This is a genomic window from Arthrobacter gyeryongensis (assembly GCF_039543785.1).
GTDB classification, from domain to species: domain Bacteria; phylum Actinomycetota; class Actinomycetes; order Actinomycetales; family Micrococcaceae; genus Arthrobacter; species Arthrobacter gyeryongensis.
The window spans coordinates 39,310-57,775 of sequence record NZ_BAABKK010000012.1 but is presented as its reverse complement, the minus strand read 5'-3'; the positions used below and the strand labels follow the sequence as shown (position 1 = coordinate 57,775).

The window sequence follows — 18,466 nt, the reverse complement described above, 5'->3', positions numbered from 1 at the left end:
TCTAAATGTCCATGAATGAGAAGAAAGCCGGGAGTGAGCTTTTGCAATTACAGTGGGGCATCCGGTCCGACACAGGTCTGAAGCGGAAAAGAAACGAAGACGCGGTTTTCGCGGTCGAGCGCTTGTTCGTCGTCGCCGACGGCATGGGTGGCCATGAAGCCGGCGAGGTCGCCAGCAGCATCTGCGTCCAGATCCTGAGCCGCAGCGCGTCGTCCGGGATTGTTGATGCCGCAGGAGTCAGTGACGCCTTGCGGCAGGCAGACGCGCAGATCAGGGCCCAAACCTCGGGCCGTGCGGGAACGACTGTTGCAGGTGTGGCTCTGGTCGATGAAGCTGCGGCGCCATACTGGCTCGTGTTCAATATCGGCGACTCGCGCACTTATCGCTTGAGCCGGGGCAAGCTCCAACGAGTAAGCGTGGACCATTCCGAAGTACAGGAAATGCTGGACGACGGGGACATCTCGGTCGAGGAGGCTCTCGTTCATCCACGGCGCCATGTTGTCACCCGGGCACTCGGAGCGGGAGGAAACTCGGAGGCCGACTATTGGATGCTGCCGGCAGAGGAAGGGGACAGGATGCTTATCTGTTCAGACGGGTTGTCCACTGAAGTGGGGGAGGAAGAAATACTCAAGCTCCTCAGCGAAATGGATGACGCCCAGGAGACTGCCGACGCGCTGATCCAGGCGGCGCTCAACCGCGGAGGCCGGGACAATGTTTCGGTCATCGTAATCGATGCCGGATCGGAACCGCGCGGACAAACTCCAGCCTCAGGGTTCGACGCCCTCGATGCCGACGATTCGACCGTGAATTTGCTTGCCGTGATGGACCGGCCCGGGGGAGAGCAATGACCTTCATACGGTATCGGCCCGGAAACCGAGTAGCGATCATACGGTCCGGAGTGATCGTCGTCGTCGAAAAGGTGACATCACCGGCTCTCATCACGGAGATCTGGGACCTGCTGTCGACACATCCCACCGTCGACGATGTTTTTGTGGCCTTAACTGCAAGCTTCGACCAGCCAATCCATCGCATGCCATCATTTGGCGTCGTTGCCTTCGCCAAGGAACTGCATGCCATTTTGCGGGGGCCCCTGCGCCTGGCCACCGCACCGGGACCGGACTCGTGCCTGATTTCCGGGAACGAAGGTAATCGCTGGAGCGAGCGGATGGTGCCGCAGCAGGACTTCACCCTTTCTTCGGACGAAGAGCCGCCAGAAGCCACCCAGGAGGCATGGTTGCCGGTCCACGAAGCGGTCATTGCGGTCGGTGGCCTTCATGTGTCCTTCGTAAGCGCGGCGCGGCCCGCCGCACCGGCGTCAAATCCTGCGCAGGGGCCTTATTCGGCTCCGGTCGCCGTCGACGGCTCCGGAGCGACGCTGATGTCGCCGCCCGAGACCGCCCCCGAAGAAGCACTCGCGGACGGCTCCGGAGCGACGCTGATGTCGCCGCCCGAGACCGCCCCCGATGAAACACTCACGGAAGCCCCGATGTCAGCGGTGCCGGTTAAGGAAAATGGAGCAAAGGAGAGCGAACACGGCAGCCCCGAGGATGAAGGTTATGACTACTTGTGGGGCCACACAATAATCCGCACAGTGGAGGACGCGGCGGTCCGTGAAGCCGAGGACGACGCCGAACCGGATCAGCTGCCACCGGCACGACCCTCCACGCCTGAAGGGGAACCTGTCGTTCCACCATTCGGCAGCACGCCCGCCTCGCCGCCCGCGCCGGCCACTGACCTGTCACCCGCGCCGGTCACCGGATTCGGACACCGTTCGACCTCACCGGAAATACCGGCGAATGGTCTTATCGACGCTGTTCCTTGGGCCCGGGAGACAGAAACGGCTCCGCCACCGGTCACAACGGACAAGTATGCCGTCGATCCAGAAACCTATGACGATGACGTGGAGCACACGGTCATCGTGCCCCGCACCCGATCCGGCGCGCCTGATGCCGACCGGCAGCCGGAGCTGGCCTCGGACGCCAAAGCGAGTATCACTGTCTTGGGCCGAATCTGCGGCAACGGCCACGCCAACCCGCCGCAGCAATCGGACTGCTCCGTTTGTGGCGGATCATTGACCGGCGAGCCCCATGATGTTCCGAGGCCAAGCCTAGGACGCGTGCGGCTCAGCACGGGCGATGTGATTGAGCTGGACCGCCCGCTCGTGGTCGGCCGAAAACCGGCTGTTTCGCGTGTGCAAGGCACGGACATGCCCAGACTCATCTCAGTAAGCAAGGACCGAACTGAAGTTTCAAGGTCCCATATTGAGGTCACGCTTGAGGGCTGGCATGTCCTCCTCCGGGATCTGAGATCAAGCAACGGCACCGTCTTGACCCGCGACGGGCAACGGCCGCGGCGGCTGGACCAAGGGGAGGTTACGATGCTGGTGACTGGCGACGTCATCGAACTCGGGGGTGCAGTATCGCTGCTGTTCGAGGAGCTCCGATGAGTCCGAAGAGAGAGGTGGCAGCGCCTCCCAAGATCGAAGGCTATACGTTTCTTGACCATCTTGGGGCTGGCGGCTTTGCCGACGTCTACCTTTACGAGCAGGATCGACCGAGACGCAAAGTCGCAATCAAGGTCTTGCTCGCCGACCTGAAGTCGGATGGCGCCCGGAGACGCTTCGAGTCCGAAGCGAACCTGATGGCTCAGCTATCGACGCATCCATACATCGTGACCATCTACGAAGCCGATGTCACCGCATCAGGCCATTCGTACCTGGCCATGGAGTATTGCTCCCGGCCCAACCTGGACGTGCGGATGCGCCGTGACCGTTTCAGTGTCGACGAGGCGTTGACGGTAGGAATTCAAGTTGCGTCCGCGGTCGAAACAGCCCACAATGCGGGCATTGCGCACCGCGATATCAAACCAGCAAACATCCTTGTGACAGATTACAATCGTCCGGCACTTACGGACTTCGGCATTTCGGGAACCACCGACTCGGTCGGCGACGATGAAGCGGGAATGTCCATACCGTGGTCGCCGCCTGAGGTTTTCAAGGGGTATGTGGCAGACGGCGTCAAAGTCGATGTCTGGGCTCTCGGGGCAACCATTTACACGCTCCTTGCCGGCCATTCCCCATTCGTGGTTTCCGGTGCTGACAACTCTCCGCGGGAACTCATGTCAAGAATCGCTACACTCCCGTTGCCCTCCCTTGGCAGAGTGGACGTACCTCAATCGCTGGAATTGGTACTGGCCACCGCGATGTCGAAGGCGCCGGCCTCGCGCTATCCTTCGGCCCATGCGTTGGCTCTGGCGTTGCAGCGGATCCAAACCGAGCTAAATCTTTCGGTGACACGGTTCGAAGCGCTCGATGACAGACTTGATAGCCATCGCGTCGACGACTCGCCCGAAGAAGCTACGCGGGTACGCGGCGTTGTCTCGATTGATCCTGGTTCTCCGGTGCGGCCCGCCGTCCCGACAGCGGATCCTTCTGTAGCGGATCCTGAACTTTTCTTGTCGGGGGCAAGCTCTATTAGGCAGAAGCCTGCCGAGGTCCCCGATCTCGACATGACTATCCGGCCGGTCGTAAAGTCTCCGGTTGGTTCAGTCCCGGGAGGACTACCAAGGCGATTTGCCGAAGCTCCCGTAGACGATACGCGGCTTCGCCAATCTGCCACCGAATCGGAACCGGAGGGAACGCTGGCCCGGCGGCGGCAGCCGAGGTGGCTGCTCGCCTGCGCCGGTGGAGTGTTAGTCGCCGCCGGCGTCGCCGGGGTACTCATTGTGGGCAACAACGCCAATACGGTGAACCCGGCCGCCGCCAGAGTCCCCTCGGAAAAGCCAGCCGATGCTTTGGCCGTCGGTGCTTCGGTTCCGAGCCCGGCCAAGTTGAGTGGAGTAAAGAGTGCAAGCGGTGTGACATTCACCTGGGAAAATCCGAATCCACTCTCCGGCGACGTCTACGTATGGCGGACAGTGTCGGTCATGGCGGATGGCGAATATAAGTCATCGACAGCCGCGGCGGTTACGGTGGCGGCAGGTCAGCCCGGTCCGACATGCATAGAGGTGCTCATCAGGCGGAGCAACGGCCAAGCGTCGTCGGAGCCGGCAAAGGCATGCGTGCCGTGAGCGCCCAACTCGTGCCGGAAAGCGGCGAACTGGAAATCGACTTCTGTGGCGAACGGTACACGCCCACTCGCATCGAGCCGTTCAACATTGGCCGCGAAGGGGACCTGGCCGTAGATGACAACCTCTACTTGCATCGACGATTCCTTCAGATATCCCACCTTGACGGTATCTGGTGGCTGGAGAATGTGGGGGCGCGACTCTCGGCCACGATATCCGAGGCTTCCGGAGGGTTCCAGGCCTGGCTCTCTCCGGGTGCCCGGATTCCCTTGGTTTTCAGCGAGACAAACATTATCTTCACGGCCGGTTCGACCAGTTACGAATTTTCGGTTCTCCTGCATACGCCACCATTCCGCAGAGAGATCACGGTTCCCGCAACCAGCAGTGACACTACGGTCGGCCCGGTCGTGCTGACGGACTCACAGCGGGCTTTGATCGTCGCCCTTGCCGAACCGCTTCTCCGCCGAAGCGGCGATGGTGTCAGTTCCATGCCATCCTCCGCGGACGCGGCCCGTCGTCTGGGATGGTCCGCCAGCCGGTTCAATCGCAAACTCGACAACGTTTGCGACAAGCTCGACAAGGCCGGCGTGAGAGGCCTGCGTGGGAGCAACGGAAACCTGGCACTAAACCGGCGTCCACGGCTTGTGGAGCACGCCGTGATGTCGCAACTAGTCACTGCAGCAGATTTGCCGCTATTGGAGCGGCTGAGAGAAGAGGACGAAGGGTGAGAATCCGACTTACGCTACGCCGCGGGCCCGAGGGGGCCAAGGACCTTGCCGTCACTGTCGACGGTCTCGCAACCGTTGGAGACATCGCCCGCGAGCTGTATGCGGCAGACCCTGCACGTAAGGGTTCGCCCGTTCCCGCAGCCTTGACCCTGACTGTTGATGAGGCGCATGTGGCCGGGGGGATGCACGGAAGGGCTTTGGACCCGTCGTGGAACTTGCTCGAATCGGGGCTTCGTCCAGGTTCGACCGTCACGATTACGGAGAAGAGTGAGGAGTTCGCGGTGCCGGGTCAAGACCGAGGCCCGGCCCTGGCTACCTTGCGGATCTTGTCTGGCCCTGACGCGGGCAAGGAATATTCTTTGCCTGCAGGCACCAGTTATATCGGCCGCGACCGCACTGTTGACATCCGGCTTTCCGACCCTCTTACCTCAAAACGGCATGCCCGGATCACCGTGGGCGAAACCGTGGAAATCGTCGACCTCAACTCAGCCAACGGCATCCTGCTTGATGGGACTCCCGTGAGCCGCGCCTCCCTGGATTCAGACGACGAGATCACGCTGGGCGAGACGTCGATGGCCGTCGTCCGGCTGGGGCGCGTAGGGGGCTTGGTGCCAAGCGCTCCATTGGTGGAGTTCAACCGCTCACCGAGAGTCGTGCCTCGATGGGCGGGGAAGCGCTTTATCCTGCCTGACGGGCCGGAACGTCCGCGGCCTCAGCGGTTCCCATTCATTGTCCTCATCGCACCTTTGCTGATGGGCGCCGTGATGTACGGGGTCACCCAAAATGCACTCAGCGGCATATTCATCCTCATGACACCCCTACTTGTGGTCGCAAATTTCATCGACCAAAGGGTGACAGCAAAACGCGAACTAAAAGCCGCTGTTGCGCAGTTCAGGACAGCGATGGACGCGGTCCGCGCCGGCCTTCACGCAGCCCAGGATGATGAGAGAGCGACGCGACTCCAAGAAGCTCCGTCCGTCGGAGATAGTGTCGACGCCATTCGGAAACTGGGCCCTCTGCTTTGGACGCACCGACCTGAACACCAGGCGTTCCTGTCGATACGGCTGGGAATCGGCCGCGCCCCGTCGCGTTTAGTAATCGAGGAGCCGAGCAAAAACGGGACAACCGCCGAGCACATGGCTGAAATCCGGGAGTGCGCGGCGGAATTCGCCAGCATCGACGGCGTCCCCGTCGTCTGTCGCCTACGCCAGAGCGGAGCACTCGGAGTCGCGGGCACCCGCGGCGTCGTTGACGACGTCGTACGGGGATTGATAATCCAACTAGCCGGTCTGCATTCGCCGGCCGAAGTGATTATCGCAGGACTCACTTCCCACACATCGAGGGAGCGATGGAGCTGGCTCCAATGGCTGCCGCATGTCGATTCCGTGCACAGTCCGTTGAAGGGCGACCACCTAGGTTCAGGAGCGGGTGCCGGAGCAGCCTTGTTGGCCCGGGTTGAGGAGTTGCTCAGCTCGCGGGAGTCCGCCACGGATAGCTCAAAACCCGGACCACGCGGGTTCCTGGACGACGATTCGGAGCTGTCTGCGCCGCCGGAAATGCCCGCCGTCGTGCTGATCGTCGAAGACGACGCAAATGTGGACCGAGGGCGTCTTACCCGCGTTGCCGAACGCGGTCCGGAGGTCGGAATTTATGTTATCTGGGTGGCCGCAACCCTCGCTTCACTACCTGCCGTGTGCCGGGATTTCCTTGTCGTCAACGAGGGAGCAGAGGCCACGACGGGAGCGGTCCGGCTGGGACAAACAAGCTCCCCGGTTGTGTGTGAGGGGGTAGGCGCCGAGCAGGCAAGCCAGCTTGGCCGTATGCTTGCCCCGGTTATCGACGCCGGGAAACCTGTGGACGACGACTCGGACGTGCCCCGTTCCGTGTCTTATCTCGCCCTTGCCGGAAAGGAACTGGCCGACAGTCCGCGCAGCGTGGCCGAACGGTGGGGGGAAAGTAACTCTCTGAGCGACTCACTGGTGCCCAATCAAAGAGCGCAAGGCTCCCTCAGAGCACTGGTTGGGTCCAAGGGGGCCGAACCGATGTACCTGGACCTGAAGAACGACGGGCCCCACGCGCTGGTCGGCGGAACAACCGGATCAGGCAAGAGCGAGTTCCTGCAGTCCTGGGTCCTGGGAATGGCGGCGGCCTACAGCCCGGACAGGGTCAGTTTTCTCCTTGTCGATTACAAGGGTGGATCGGCGTTTGCCGACTGTGTGGAGCTGCCGCACACAGTGGGCCTGGTAACCGACCTGTCGCCCCATCTGGTCAGGCGTGCCTTGACGTCGTTACGCGCCGAGCTTCGATATCGCGAGCACCTGTTCAATCGCAAGGATGCCAAAGACCTGCTCACCATGGAGCGCAACGCCGACCCTGAGACTCCTCCATACCTCGTCATCGTCGTCGACGAATTCGCCGCCCTCGCTACGGAAGTTCCTGAATTCGTGGACGGTGTAATCGACTTTGCCGCCCGAGGCCGGTCCTTGGGACTTCATCTGATTCTTGCCACGCAGCGGCCGGCCGGGGTCATCAAGGACAGCCTGCGTTCCAATACGAATCTGCGGATCGCCCTGCGGATGGCCGACGCGGACGACGCGTCGGACGTGCTCGGAGACGCCAGAGCAGCCTACTTCGATCCGTCCCTTCCCGGCAGGGCCGCAGCTAAGACCGGCCCTGGCCGCATTCAAGCGTTCCAAACCGGGTATGCTTCCGGCTGGACCACCGACCGTCCTGAGAAGGCGAGAATCGACATCGTCGAAATGGGATTCGGTGCGGGCCAGGTTTGGGAATCGGACGAAAGATCCGCCGTCGAGGAGGCCCCAGCGGGCCCGAAGGACATTTCGCGCATCGTTGAGAACATCAATCAGGCGGCCAAACAGCTCGGGATTAACGCACCAAGGAAGCCGTGGTTGAGCGTTCTTGCCGATACATACGATTTTGCTCTGATGCCCACACCCCGGACGGATGCCTCTCTTGTCCTGGGTGTCACTGATGACCCGGAGACCCAGAGCCAACCGGCCGCTGCCTACGAACCGGACCGCGATGGCAATATGGCGATCTATGGTACCGGCGGGTCAGGTAAGTCGACGGCTCTGCGCGGGATCGCCATCGCGGCCGCGGTAACACCGCGTGGCGGGCCGGCTCACGTGTACGGCATAGATTGCGGTTCCGGCGGCCTCCACATGATTGAATCGCTGCCACACGTGGGATCAGTCATTTCCGGCGACGACGAAGAACGCGTCGGGCGTCTGCTGAGGTGGCTCAGAGATCTCGTTGATGACCGTGCCGCCCGCTACTCGGCCCTGCATGCCGGAACGATTGGCGAGTACAGGAAGGTCGCTGGACAACCAGACGAACCCCGGATATTTCTGCTCGTGGACGGACTGTCCGCATTCCGAGAGAGCTACGAATTCGCGGGAAATTCTCCACATTTCAACACGTTCCTCCAGATCGCAGCGGATGGTCGGCCGGTTGGTGTCCACATCGTCGTCACTGGAGATCGGGCCAATTCGGTCCCGGCATCGCTAGGGGCGACGATCCAGCGCAGGCTTGTGCTTCGCCTCGCATCGGAGGATGAGTACATTCTGCTGGGTGTCCCCAAGGACATCCTGGACAACACGTCAGTTCCTGGGCGGGGGATTCTTGAGGATAAGGAAATCCAACTCGCAGTCCTCGGGGGCAGCTCCAACCTCGCCATACAATCGCGCAACGTGCGGCGGCTGGTGGATGCGATGCGTCGTCAGAACGTTCAGCCGGCGCCGGAAATACAGCGGCTTCCCGAGCACGTCCAACTTAGATCGCTGCCGGCCGGGACTGACGGAAAGGTGGTCATCGGACTCGATAACGAGAGCCTCCAACCGCGTTCGGTTCCGTCACGAGGGCTGCTCATGGTCTCGGGGCCACCCGGCAGCGGACGCAGTACCACCTTGCTCGCATTGGCGGACTCGTTCAAACGCGCCAACGACGGCGCCCGTTGCATCTATGTGGCGCCCGGTCGGACAGGAATCGCCTCGGAGGCTGCCTGGGACCACATGGTTGTGGGTATTGATCAGTTGCAGGAGCAACTCCACCTACTGTCTGATTTTTCTTCATACGGTCAGACCAAAGTGGCATGGTTTTTTGAAGGACTCACTGAATTCTTCCAGACAGCAGTAGAAACTGACGTTCTCCAATTGATCAAATCGGCTGCCAGCGCCGATCACTGGGTGGTGGGTGAAAGCGAGACGTCCACGTGGTCACAGGCATATTCCCTGGCACGGCCGTTCAAGGCCGGCAGGCAGGGATTGCTGCTATCTCCAAGCGACATGGACGGCGATAGCCTCTTGAATACCCCGTTGGGAAAGCTCCAACGCGGAGAATTCATCCCTGGACGCGGACATTTTGTATCGCGCGGAAAAGCCCATAAAGTCCAGGTTGGTTATCCCGACGGAAGCACGTAACCAGCTCGGGTCGGCATTTTTATTCCGAGATGCGTCATCTGCAGGCATGGGCACTTCTGCCCATAGACGGCCCTTCGCAGGCCGGGTTAGATTGTAGGAGTTCGGAAGAGGTAAGGAAATTCCTCCTTACCTGCCGGAGGCAATAATGAATGGAGAAATTCAATGGCAGTTTGGGGACTCGACGTTGACCAGGTGCGGCAGCTTTCCAACCAGCTCAAGCAGCAGGCGGATCAGATCCAACAGATTCTTTCAACTTTGACGAATACATTGAACTCAACACAGTGGACCGGTCCGGACTCGGAGCAGTTCCGCAATGAATGGTCTTCAACCCACACGAGTTCGCTGCGTCAAGTCATCAATTCGATGCAGGAGGCTTCACAGAAGGCTCAACAGAATGCTACGGAGCAGGAAAACGTCTCCCGCTAGCTGTCAGAATCACGTTTGTTGTCCGGGCGCTGGTGGCCCGGACAACAAACGTGGCCCGATTCCAAATTAGGAGGTTTGTTTTGGCCGCTGGGATGTATGGTGCGGACGTGGAACAGCTTCGGTCCTTGGCGAAGAAGTTTGAAGCGTCTGGTGCCAGTTTGCTGACTGCAATTAAGGCGTTGGACTATCACGTCAATTCGACCGATGCTTGGCATGGACCGGACGCCGAGCGCTTCCGATCGGACTGGAACGGACGCGATAAAATCGCCGTGACGCGTTCGGCGGAAGCCCTGAGGGAAGGTGCTTCGGCGCTCGTTCGGAATGCTGAGGAACAGCAAGGCGCCAGCGCTGCGGCAGGTGGTTCGCTGAGGGGGGCCGGTCCATCCGGGTACGCTACGTCAATGACCGCTTCCGGGGCATCGACCGGCGGGGGCGCAGTGATCGATGAGCGTGCCCTCATCGAGGCGTACCACAATCTTCGGCAGTTGCAGGCCGGGGGGCTCACAGTTTCCGACCAGGCGCTCCTTGCAGGGAAGCTGATAGGCGGTAACCTGCTCGGGAAGGTAGGGCTTGTCGGGGACGGAGCCGACCTGGTCGATGCCGTAAGCCACGGTAACTGGTGGGACGCAGCTAACGTGCTGTCCAAGAATGCCGGTGACACGATAAAAAGCGCAGTCCCGGGACCGGTGGGATACCTTTCTGGAACGGCCATCGACGTGTGGTCTGACGTCATCAACCAGGCGAGCAAAGCCGACTGGTCCGAGGAAAACAGGCTTCAGGTGGTTGATTACGCTACCCAACACCCATGGGAGGCCGTAGACGCTGTCGTGGGAGCAGAAATGAATTTTCTACCTAGTCTTGTGAGTGATGTCCTGCCGGCGAACTTCAAGCTGTCTGCACTATGAGACTGGAGATGAGCGGTCCGGAGGTCATTGCCATCGCTGCCCACTGCGGGAAAATGTGGCCGGCCGCGGTAACGGGTGTGGATTACGACAAGCAGGAACTCCTCGGAGAGTTCCTGGTCGATGGCACACGCTCGCTTCTTTCCCGTGGACTCGCCGTCGAGAAAGACGGCCATATTGCACTTGATGCACGTCTCGGCGACGTTCTAAAACCGGTGTTTTCCTCCACGGTCATTTGTGCGTTCGTCGGCACGGCAGATGACGTCGCAGAAATTGTCGGGGGAGCGATTTATGTCTACCCCGACGGCGAGGCCTGCATTGTGGAAGTTGCGCGGGCAACAGGCCAGCGCGAGTTGCTGGGCCTAGACAAGTCTGCCGCGGTCCGGCTGCTGCGGATGTTCGCGGAATCGGTCTTCCGGTCATCGCAGGGCGAGAACGATCCCTCCGATTTGGCCCTCTACGTGGGTGCTCCGGTTGGCCCGGAACTTCCCGTGACCATTGTCCGCCCCGGCCGTCTGAGCCATGGCATTGCTCCGAAGGCTGGTGGTCCCGTGGTCAGCGTCCAAGAGGCACAGCGTTGGGACTCAGATTGGATCCTCCGCCTATTCGATCCGGTGGCTATCGATCCTGACTAGGTGGACGGCGGGTGACACAGAAGGCTTCCCTACGTCAGGAACCCCGTACTGACGTGCGCTGAGTGTTTTCGGCTTGGAATGTGCTTTGTGTCTTTCAAAGGGGAACGGCTGGACATCAGGCCTTTGATAGATGAGTAGGCTGGCACGGTCCGCCGCAACGTGCCTGCATTGCAGCGCGTTGCGTCGACATTGCTGGGGGAGGGTCGGTGACTCTTTGGATTGGAAGTGGCTAGGCCTCCAATCCAAAGAGGCATTGATTCGGTCAAGGGATATTCCAGCCCGTTTAATCCTTCGAGGTCACGGATGTCTTTCCAAGCCAGACGATGAACGATTCGCTCAGGCACCATCTGTTCCGCACCAGTGATCCGATGCTGGCGTATGAACCGTTTGCCGAGCAGACGACCGCGGGGTAGATCGGGGAACAAGGCCGGTGCTGTCCCCGTCCCGGACAACGACCATGCAGTAACCATCCCATTTGGGCTGAAAGCTCATGTCCCGGGCCGGGCGGCGGACACCACGTTGACGGCCCTGGCCAGGGCGAGCTGCACCGGCGGCCGCAAGGACGGCGGGATCGCTTCACCCAGGGGAACCCCTGCTGAAAGCCGAGTTCAGGCCCGGTACAGGGGAGTCTGGTGTGCTTGCTCCCGGAGGAAGTCGCTGGCAGACCTCGGCACGATGCCGCGCCGGCGGAGCGGCTGGTCGTCCCATCTCACTTCGACGGTGTCCATCAGTACGCCATTGCCGAACACGGTTGACAATGCGTCGTTTGGACGCGCGAGCAGCCGGGCAACGAGCCTGGCGAGAGGCCGCGGTACCCGATTGACCTTCATCCGGCGGCCTGTAAGTTCCTCGGCGATTTCGACGGCTTCGTTCTTCGAGAGCGGCTCGGGTCCACCGACCTCGATCAGCGTCGGCGGATCGGGCTCCAGAGCGACTGCTGAGATGAGTGCTGCAACGTCGTCGGTTGCCACGAAGCGGACCTTGTTGTCGCCTTTGCCTATGATGATCGCCTTGCCGCGGGCGATATCGAAGCGTCCGACCGGCCCGAGGTGGATCTCTTGGAAGGCATCCGGGCGGATGATCACGCGCCGCATCGATGAACCGGCGAGGCGCTGTTCGATCGTATGTTTTGCGTGCTCCAACGCGGTGGCGCGTCCGGAGTCCACGCCCGAAAAGGACACGTAGACGAACCGCTTGACCCCGGCCGCCTCGGCCGCCGCGACGAGTGAGGCCATGCCTTCCTCGTCAACTCGCTTGATGGTTGCGGTGCTCGCACCTGCAAGTCGCCTGACGAGAGTGCTGGCCGTGGCGATGACCGTATCGACTCCCCGGCATGCGGCGTTCAGGCTCGGCGGGTTCGTCAGGTCGCCGCGGACGATTTCTGCTCCGGTTTCCCGTAGGAGGCTGTCGTCGGTCTGCCACCGGACCAGACAGCGCACGTCCTGTCCTTTGGCCCGCAGTCGGCGGACGACTCTTCCGCCGAGTTCTCCGGTTCCGCCCACGACCAAGATCATCTTTGACCACGTCCCTTCATGGTGTTCGGATTTCTCCGAGCACTGCCATTGTCTCCGAGCGGGGAGACGTGCACCATACGTTGTGTACTGCGCGGAACCTGAGGACAACGAGAGAGGCGCGACGGCGGGCGAGGCTCGGAGGGCGGCCCCTTCACAGTGCACCTGTCAGCCGCGTGGGTCCGGCTTTGCGTGCTCAAGAGAGGCCTCAAAAACGGCCTATCCGTGAACAATAGTCGACCTGGGCAGGGGAGTGCTCCTCAAAGCGGGAAGGTGTTGGAGCGGCAGCATCTATCCGGCACAAAACCTCCGGCCACCCCACGCTTTCCTCTAATGTCCATTGATGACAGATACCGTGTTGTCGCTGTAGTTCGCGACATAAACCTTGTGGGTCCCCGGGTCCACTGCCACGCCGTCCGGGCCGTTGCCAACGGTGATGGTGTCCGTCACCGAGGTGCCGTTGATTACGGACACTGTGGTGCTGCCGTTGTTTGGTACGTACGCGGTTTGGGTTCCGGGATCGACTGCTACCCAGAGCGGGTAGTTCCCGACGCCGACGGTGGCGGTGACTGTGGTGCCGTTGATTACGGTCACGCTGCCGTTTGTGTAGTTGGTGACGTAGGCCGTGTGGGTTCCGGAGTCAACAGCGACTTCGTTTGGCTGGGCGCTAATGGGCACGGTGCTGGTGACAGCGGTGCCGTTTATCTCCGAGACCGTGTAGGAGAGGGGGTCTGTGACGTAGACGGTGTGGGTTGAAGCGTCCACCGCGACCCCGTAGGGGTAGGTGGATGCGGGAATGGTGTTGGTGACGGTGGTGCCGTTGATCACCGAGAGCGTGCCGTCTGATTGATTGGCGACGTAGACAGTGCCGTTCCCAGGGTCCACGGCCACCCCGTACGGTTGGCGCCCGACGGTGATCGTGGCGACGACGGCGGTGCCGTTGATCACGGATACCGTGCCGTAACGGGGGTTCGTTACGTAGACGTTGTGGGTCCCGGGGTCTGCCGCAATTGCGAACGGGTCGGTATTGGCCCCGAGCGGGACAGTCGCGGAGATTGAGGCCCCGTTGATTACGCTGACGGAATCGCCCGTGTCGTCGGTGGAGTAGACTGTGTGGTCGCTGGGGTCCACGGCAACCGCAAAGGGATTAATGTTTGCACCGCTGGGCCCGAGCATGACAGTGTTCGTGACCGTATGGCCACCGTTATGTCCGGGTTTGCAACCAGGGCCTGCGCAGGCGGCGGTGGCCGGGACGGCCATGGCGAAACTGGCGGCCGCGAGTCCTAATGATAGAAGAACGGCAGCGCCGAAACGGGTTGGTTGACGAACACGCATGGGATCCGACCTTTCTTGCGGTTTGTTGTATTGCCTGTGTAACTTCCTGGGCTTGTCGACCGTGACATGCGGATCTACTTGCCTTTGAACTCGGTGAGGCTTGCGTCGTTGGCGGGGACGTGTTTGGGGTCATTGTTCTGCTCTCCTTACGTCAGCGGGCGGGTCTTGGACTCGCCCGCTGCTGACTATCAGGGTCGGCTGCAAGGCGGTATTCGCCCGGTTTACCAGTTCAGTCACCGGGGCGTATCGAGTGTCGCCTACGCATATTTCGTTCAGGGGTTCTCGCGTGTCTTCCTCAATGGATTTTGATTTGATCGCTGGCGTACCAGTTCTGCGGGGACCCAATGATGGACGCGCTCACCGACGCCTGACCCGGGGTGAACGCGGTTCCGCCGTAATTGCTTTGCACATCGACGGTCTCGCGGACATCCTGACCCGTGCAGGTCGCGGGGTTTCCTCCGAAGCCCTGATTCGTGGTTGCCTGGCTGACCACAACGTCGAGGAATCCTGTGGCCCCGACAGGACACCGATATGTAATTGACACTGCCAGATGAGTGACCTGGGGTGTCGATTGCGAGGTGATATCGGCTGTCTGCCCGATTTTGACGTAATAGGGATCCTCAACGGCATTTGCCGCCGCGACCGGGAGGACGGTGAGGAGGCTGCCCAACGTAACAACGGCAGGAAGACGTTTCATGATAAAACTCCTTAGCTCAATTTGAATGGGACTGTTTGGATCGCTGATATTTGCGAGATTGAGGCGTAGGCCTCTACGGCTCGGCCAAAGGTCGCGTCCGCGAACCGCGTACCCAAAGGATTTTTACTTGCAAACTCAGTTTCTTGGGGAACGGCAGATGGACCATACGTTCTTTTGCATATTGATCTTCGGACGGTCGCGGCGATCTTGTGCGTGTATCGCAGGTTTCAAAACTGCCATCGGGAGGAGTCGGGATGTGGGGAGGCTGTTATGGAGCCGAACGTCAAGCTTGCGGACGAGTTCGCGGACCTGCCCGACCCGGACGCCTATCGTCGCGGGGCGAGCGAGCTTCTCTTGAGCCTCTTTTCCTTGGAGCACGAGGCTTGGAGTTGTTGTCTCTTTATCTCTGCAACGACATAAACCCGGTCTTCCGGAATTGTCATCGTTACGCAATCAAGCGGCACGCCTGCTCGAGTAAGAAGCTGTTTCAATTGACTGCGCGATCTCGGAAAGATCTTCGGCCATCCAATTCCCCGCTGATTGAAGTCCAGTTCAGGTCTGTCGCTCAGCATATTTGCCGCGACCATGACACCACCCGGCTGCACAAGACGATAGGCGTTCTTTAAGAAGAGAACGCTCCGTTGATCGTCAAAATATTCAAAAATGCCCAGTGCGTCCACCATGCCGATTGTCTCTTCACCAAGATCCTGCACCAAGGAATCAGTCGCGATCATGTCTTTGACCAGGTTTCGTCGATGCATTCTGATCGATGCCCCCTCGATGGGCTGTTGCCTTGCGAGTTGCTGCGCAAAATCCAAAGCATTCTGGTCGTAATCTACGAGGTCGATCGCAAGATTCATCGAGACGTCGAACCGGGCGGCAGCATCAAACACCGGTACGGCGGCGCCCGAGGCCAGGCTCACCCAACGATTGGCCTCGCCGGGAAGCGCATGTTCCTCCATGATTGAACCCATAATCCGGGCACGCGTCCGGATACCGATACTGTCGATCGCATCAAAGAAGAAACTGCGGGCCAAAGGGTCCACCTCCCCACCCGAAGGTAGATGTGAACTATTTGGCCGCTGCATCGGATACAGCGCCTTGGCTGAGGGGACCAGCTTGGTCCTCCATTCACGCATGGCCGGCGAGTTGTAGACGGCCCGCGATACCGGATTGTGAAGAATTATCTCCTTATCTGGAGTGTCTTCCGGGCCTTTCCAATCGAGATGCTGACGCAACGCTTTATCCGCGTCGGCAATCCATCTCTGGCGCTCATGGAGGGTCTGTGAGTTTCTACTCTCATCTTCGACGTGGACGTACCGCACTTCCATGCCATCGGCGTCAGTGAAACCATCGAGCAAGGTTGGTGCATCTTTGTGCTTTGTTGGCCGATGATGTTCGGCAACTGTCGCTTTCACGATAAGCCTCCAGTCTAGTTAGTGCGGTTCCGCGAAGTTGCCCCTTCGCGGCGGAGCCGAAAATCGGATCCCCGTGTTGATGCCCCTGTGTGGGCGATGTTCCCGCGTCACCTGATCACAAATGCCGGCAGGGTGCGGGAGCCCGTAATCTCACGCGGAAATTACAGGGGAGTCGCCGCCCAATCGCCGGTGCCCGCCGCGGCGGCGGGCCCGGCTCAGAACCACTCGCCGGCCAGGTCCTCGTACTCCGGCGCGTTTATGGCGTCGTGAAGGGAGTCGAAGACTGCCTCGGGTGTGACCGGAATGACGATACTCTCGCCTTTGACATGGCCTTTGGGGCCTCGTTTCCGTAGAAGGGTTCGGCGCCAGAAGGCGTCCTGGGCGCTGGCGTCCCATGGGTAGGTGTGCACTGTCCGGATGAGACCGCCCTCGATGCTGATGACGTTGCAGAGCACGTAATCGATGGACTGCCCGTCGCGTTCGGCTTGGCTGTGCTGGAGCGCGAAGGTGTGCCCGTCACCGTCGGCCACGTCCATGAGGGTCGCCCGGTAGGTCCCTCCGGAGATCCCGAAGAGCTTCGGCAAGAACTCGTTGACAATGGCGTCCCGGCCCGTGTATTCGCCCGTGAGGGCGTTCTGGCCCGGGAAAGTCCACACGGCATCAGGGGCATAAAGCTCCGCGGCCTCGGCGATCCTCCCTTCGGCGAACAGCTCATACGAACGTCGCACTATGTCCTTGTTCTGCATTGCTTTCACCTTTCACTGTGGGTTTCGGTTTGTCAGGGCATCGGGGATTTCCGCCCCCGAATGGTCCCTGCACAACGGTGGCACCGAGTCCATATCCGACTTGGCCCCGGCCCACGACCCGGTTTGCCGGCTGACACGCACAAGATTCTCCGCGCACAGGACCGTGTCGGGGTGGTCGTCGCCGAGAGCATTCCGGAAGGTGAGCAGCGCCCACTCATATAGCGGCGCAGCCGCGTCCGTATGCCCGCGGTCCATCTCAAGAGCACCGAGGTTGTTCAGCAGCACGGCCGTCTCCCGGTGCCCGGCGCCAAGGCACTTTTGTTTCAACCGCAGGGCCTCCTTGAAGTCACGCTCAGCAGACTCGAATTCGCCTCGGGCTTGGTGGACGGAGGCGAGTCCGTTGAGCTGGGCAGCCACCTCGTAGTGCTCTAGTCCGTACCGCTCCGTCCAGACGTTCTTCGACTGAAGGTAGAGATGTTCGGCTTCGTCAAGGCGCCCCAGCCCGAGCAAGATCGAGCCCAGAACGGACAGGTCGGCGGCGAGTCCCTCTGGGTCCGGCGAGGGGCTCCGCTTCCGGAGCGCGACCGCGTGCCGTGCTGGCTCCTCGGCTTCGGCGTAGCGCCTTTGGGCGCACAGAAGGCCAGCGAGGTTGTGGTGGACAGCGGCCAAGGCCGGATCATCCTGGCCGAAGTCGGCTTCCATGAGTATTCGTGCAAACCCGTAGTGGGCGAGGGCGTCGCCGTAGCGGCCTGTGTCTTTGGCCAGGATGCCTTGGGCGTTTACGACGGCGGCCAGCCGAAGCGGGTTCCCGGGGTCGTCCTCGGCGAGCCTCCCGGCCCGGGTCAGGGCCTCCTGGGAATCCCCGTAGCGACCCGCGAGCCTCAGCTCTTCTCCTCGCCTCAGTAGGATTTCGGCGACCCAGCGGTTCCGTCTGGGGGAGGCGTGGACGGATTCGAACAGGTGTTCCGCCTCGCCAAGGAGCGCGATGGCTTGCGGGTGGTGGCGCTCCCGGGACGCCGCCGTAGCGAGGTCCATGAAGACGCTCGCTAGTTTCGCCGCCGGGCGCAGCCGGAGCGGCGATGGAAGCTCGCGGACCGGCTCTCCAGGACGGGCGACTTTGAGAGTGCCATCCCGGGACGTTGCGACGAGGATCTTCCAGGCGGTCCACAGGGTCTTTGATCGCTTGAACATGGCAGCGGTGGTCGCGGGTCCGCCCCGGCGCGGCGTGGCCGGAGGCCGGAGCGGACCAACCACGGGGCGCTCAGCGGCGACTGAGCGGCTCGGAATGGTTGACCCCGGTCCCTGCGAGGGCGGGGCCAGCGGAGGCGACGACCACGCCCACGACCGCTGCCGCGGCGATCAAGGCGCGCCTGATCACGGATTTCATTTTGTTCTCCTTGGTTGTTTTAGGGATTGGGTCCGCAAGGTCCGGTGAAACCCCCGGTGATGGCAATGGGGCGACAACTCTGTTGACATCATCTTCCCCGGGGCAACGAGCCATCGACCATACGTACTTTTGCGTATTGATCTTTGGGGCCGTCGGTGCTCTTGCGCGGTTATTCTG

General features: G+C 61.1%; 15 protein-coding genes. 8 read left to right on the top strand and 7 right to left on the bottom strand.

What is annotated here, in order from left to right:
• The first annotated feature begins 11 nt into the window (after positions 1 to 11).
• From ABEA18_RS10545 to ABEA18_RS10510, 8 genes are all read left to right on the top strand, one after another.
• Complete coding sequence (locus ABEA18_RS10545; RefSeq protein WP_345449326.1) at positions 12 to 848, top strand: PP2C family protein-serine/threonine phosphatase; 837 nt, start codon at positions 12 to 14, stop codon at positions 846 to 848.
• Entirely contained in the window at positions 845 to 2,446 is a 1,602-nt protein-coding gene (locus tag ABEA18_RS10540) for an FHA domain-containing protein (protein WP_345449325.1), read from the top strand. The genes ABEA18_RS10545 and ABEA18_RS10540 overlap by 4 nt, the downstream gene beginning before the upstream one ends.
• Entirely contained in the window at positions 2,443 to 4,068 is a 1,626-nt protein-coding gene (locus ABEA18_RS10535) for a serine/threonine-protein kinase (RefSeq protein ID WP_345449324.1), read from the top strand. The genes ABEA18_RS10540 and ABEA18_RS10535 overlap by 4 nt, the downstream gene beginning before the upstream one ends.
• Positions 4,056 to 4,793, top strand: a complete 738-nt coding sequence (locus ABEA18_RS10530; RefSeq protein ID WP_425550510.1) for a hypothetical protein — start codon at positions 4,056 to 4,058, stop codon at positions 4,791 to 4,793. Before ABEA18_RS10535 ends, ABEA18_RS10530 begins: the two co-directional genes overlap by 13 nt.
• Positions 4,790 to 9,232, top strand: a complete 4,443-nt coding sequence (locus tag ABEA18_RS10525) for a type VII secretion EssC family protein (protein ID WP_345449322.1) — start codon at positions 4,790 to 4,792, stop codon at positions 9,230 to 9,232. Before ABEA18_RS10530 ends, ABEA18_RS10525 begins: the two co-directional genes overlap by 4 nt.
• Before the next feature lie 162 nt (positions 9,233 to 9,394).
• The gene (locus ABEA18_RS10520; protein ID WP_345449321.1) at positions 9,395 to 9,658 is read left to right on the top strand and encodes a WXG100 family type VII secretion target; all 264 of its coding nucleotides are present in this window, start codon (positions 9,395 to 9,397) and stop codon (positions 9,656 to 9,658) included.
• Positions 9,659 to 9,783: 125 nt separating this feature from the next.
• Complete coding sequence (locus ABEA18_RS10515) at positions 9,784 to 10,563, top strand: hypothetical protein (RefSeq protein ID WP_345449320.1); 780 nt, start codon at positions 9,784 to 9,786, stop codon at positions 10,561 to 10,563.
• Positions 10,564 to 10,571: 8 nt separating this feature from the next.
• Positions 10,572 to 11,195: a hypothetical protein gene (locus tag ABEA18_RS10510; RefSeq protein ID WP_345449319.1), complete on the top strand. Its 624-nt coding sequence runs from the start codon at positions 10,572 to 10,574 to the stop codon at positions 11,193 to 11,195.
• A 608-nt stretch (positions 11,196 to 11,803) separates the two neighbouring features.
• Here the strand turns inward: ABEA18_RS10510 and ABEA18_RS10505 are convergent.
• From ABEA18_RS10505 to ABEA18_RS10475, 7 genes are all read right to left on the bottom strand, one after another.
• The gene (locus tag ABEA18_RS10505; protein WP_345449318.1) at positions 11,804 to 12,709 is read right to left on the bottom strand and encodes an SDR family oxidoreductase; all 906 of its coding nucleotides are present in this window, start codon (positions 12,707 to 12,709) and stop codon (positions 11,804 to 11,806) included.
• A 327-nt stretch (positions 12,710 to 13,036) separates the two neighbouring features.
• Positions 13,037 to 13,882 (bottom strand): YncE family protein, encoded by an 846-nt coding sequence (locus ABEA18_RS10500; RefSeq protein WP_345449317.1) that lies wholly within the window; start codon positions 13,880 to 13,882, stop codon positions 13,037 to 13,039.
• 454 nt (positions 13,883 to 14,336) lie between these two features.
• Positions 14,337 to 14,738 carry a hypothetical protein gene (locus tag ABEA18_RS10495; RefSeq protein WP_345449316.1) on the bottom strand — a complete coding sequence of 134 codons (402 nt, stop codon included), beginning with the start codon at positions 14,736 to 14,738 and terminating at the stop codon, positions 14,337 to 14,339.
• Between the two features lie 326 nt (positions 14,739 to 15,064).
• Positions 15,065 to 16,156 carry a class I SAM-dependent methyltransferase gene (locus tag ABEA18_RS10490; RefSeq protein ID WP_345449315.1) on the bottom strand — a complete coding sequence of 364 codons (1,092 nt, stop codon included), beginning with the start codon at positions 16,154 to 16,156 and terminating at the stop codon, positions 15,065 to 15,067.
• 215 nt (positions 16,157 to 16,371) lie between these two features.
• Positions 16,372 to 16,902: a nuclear transport factor 2 family protein gene (locus ABEA18_RS10485; protein WP_345449314.1), complete on the bottom strand. Its 531-nt coding sequence runs from the start codon at positions 16,900 to 16,902 to the stop codon at positions 16,372 to 16,374.
• Between the two features lie 12 nt (positions 16,903 to 16,914).
• On the bottom strand, positions 16,915 to 18,093 hold the full coding sequence (locus ABEA18_RS10480; protein ID WP_345449313.1) for a tetratricopeptide repeat protein: 1,179 nt from the start codon (positions 18,091 to 18,093) through the stop codon (positions 16,915 to 16,917).
• Between the two features lie 70 nt (positions 18,094 to 18,163).
• Positions 18,164 to 18,289, bottom strand: coding sequence for a hypothetical protein (locus ABEA18_RS10475; protein ID WP_345449312.1), 126 nt, complete (start codon positions 18,287 to 18,289; stop codon positions 18,164 to 18,166).
• Positions 18,290 to 18,466 lie beyond the last annotated feature (177 nt).

Coding starts and splice junctions, on each gene's coding strand:
- ABEA18_RS10545 (WP_345449326.1), top strand. CDS start 12: ATGAATGAGAAGAAAGCCGGGAGTGAGCTTTTGCAATTACAGTGGGGC.
- ABEA18_RS10540 (WP_345449325.1), top strand. CDS start 845: ATGACCTTCATACGGTATCGGCCCGGAAACCGAGTAGCGATCATACGG.
- ABEA18_RS10535 (WP_345449324.1), top strand. CDS start 2,443: ATGAGTCCGAAGAGAGAGGTGGCAGCGCCTCCCAAGATCGAAGGCTAT.
- ABEA18_RS10530 (WP_425550510.1), top strand. CDS start 4,056: ATGCGTGCCGTGAGCGCCCAACTCGTGCCGGAAAGCGGCGAACTGGAA.
- ABEA18_RS10520 (WP_345449321.1), top strand. CDS start 9,395: ATGGCAGTTTGGGGACTCGACGTTGACCAGGTGCGGCAGCTTTCCAAC.
- ABEA18_RS10510 (WP_345449319.1), top strand. CDS start 10,572: ATGAGCGGTCCGGAGGTCATTGCCATCGCTGCCCACTGCGGGAAAATG.
- ABEA18_RS10505 (WP_345449318.1), bottom strand. CDS start 12,709: ATGATCTTGGTCGTGGGCGGAACCGGAGAACTCGGCGGAAGAGTCGTC.
- ABEA18_RS10500 (WP_345449317.1), bottom strand. CDS start 13,882: ATGCTCGGGCCCAGCGGTGCAAACATTAATCCCTTTGCGGTTGCCGTG.
- ABEA18_RS10495 (WP_345449316.1), bottom strand. CDS start 14,738: ATGAAACGTCTTCCTGCCGTTGTTACGTTGGGCAGCCTCCTCACCGTC.
- ABEA18_RS10485 (WP_345449314.1), bottom strand. CDS start 16,902: ATGCAGAACAAGGACATAGTGCGACGTTCGTATGAGCTGTTCGCCGAA.
- ABEA18_RS10480 (WP_345449313.1), bottom strand. CDS start 18,093: ATGTTCAAGCGATCAAAGACCCTGTGGACCGCCTGGAAGATCCTCGTC.
- ABEA18_RS10475 (WP_345449312.1), bottom strand. CDS start 18,289: ATGAAATCCGTGATCAGGCGCGCCTTGATCGCCGCGGCAGCGGTCGTG.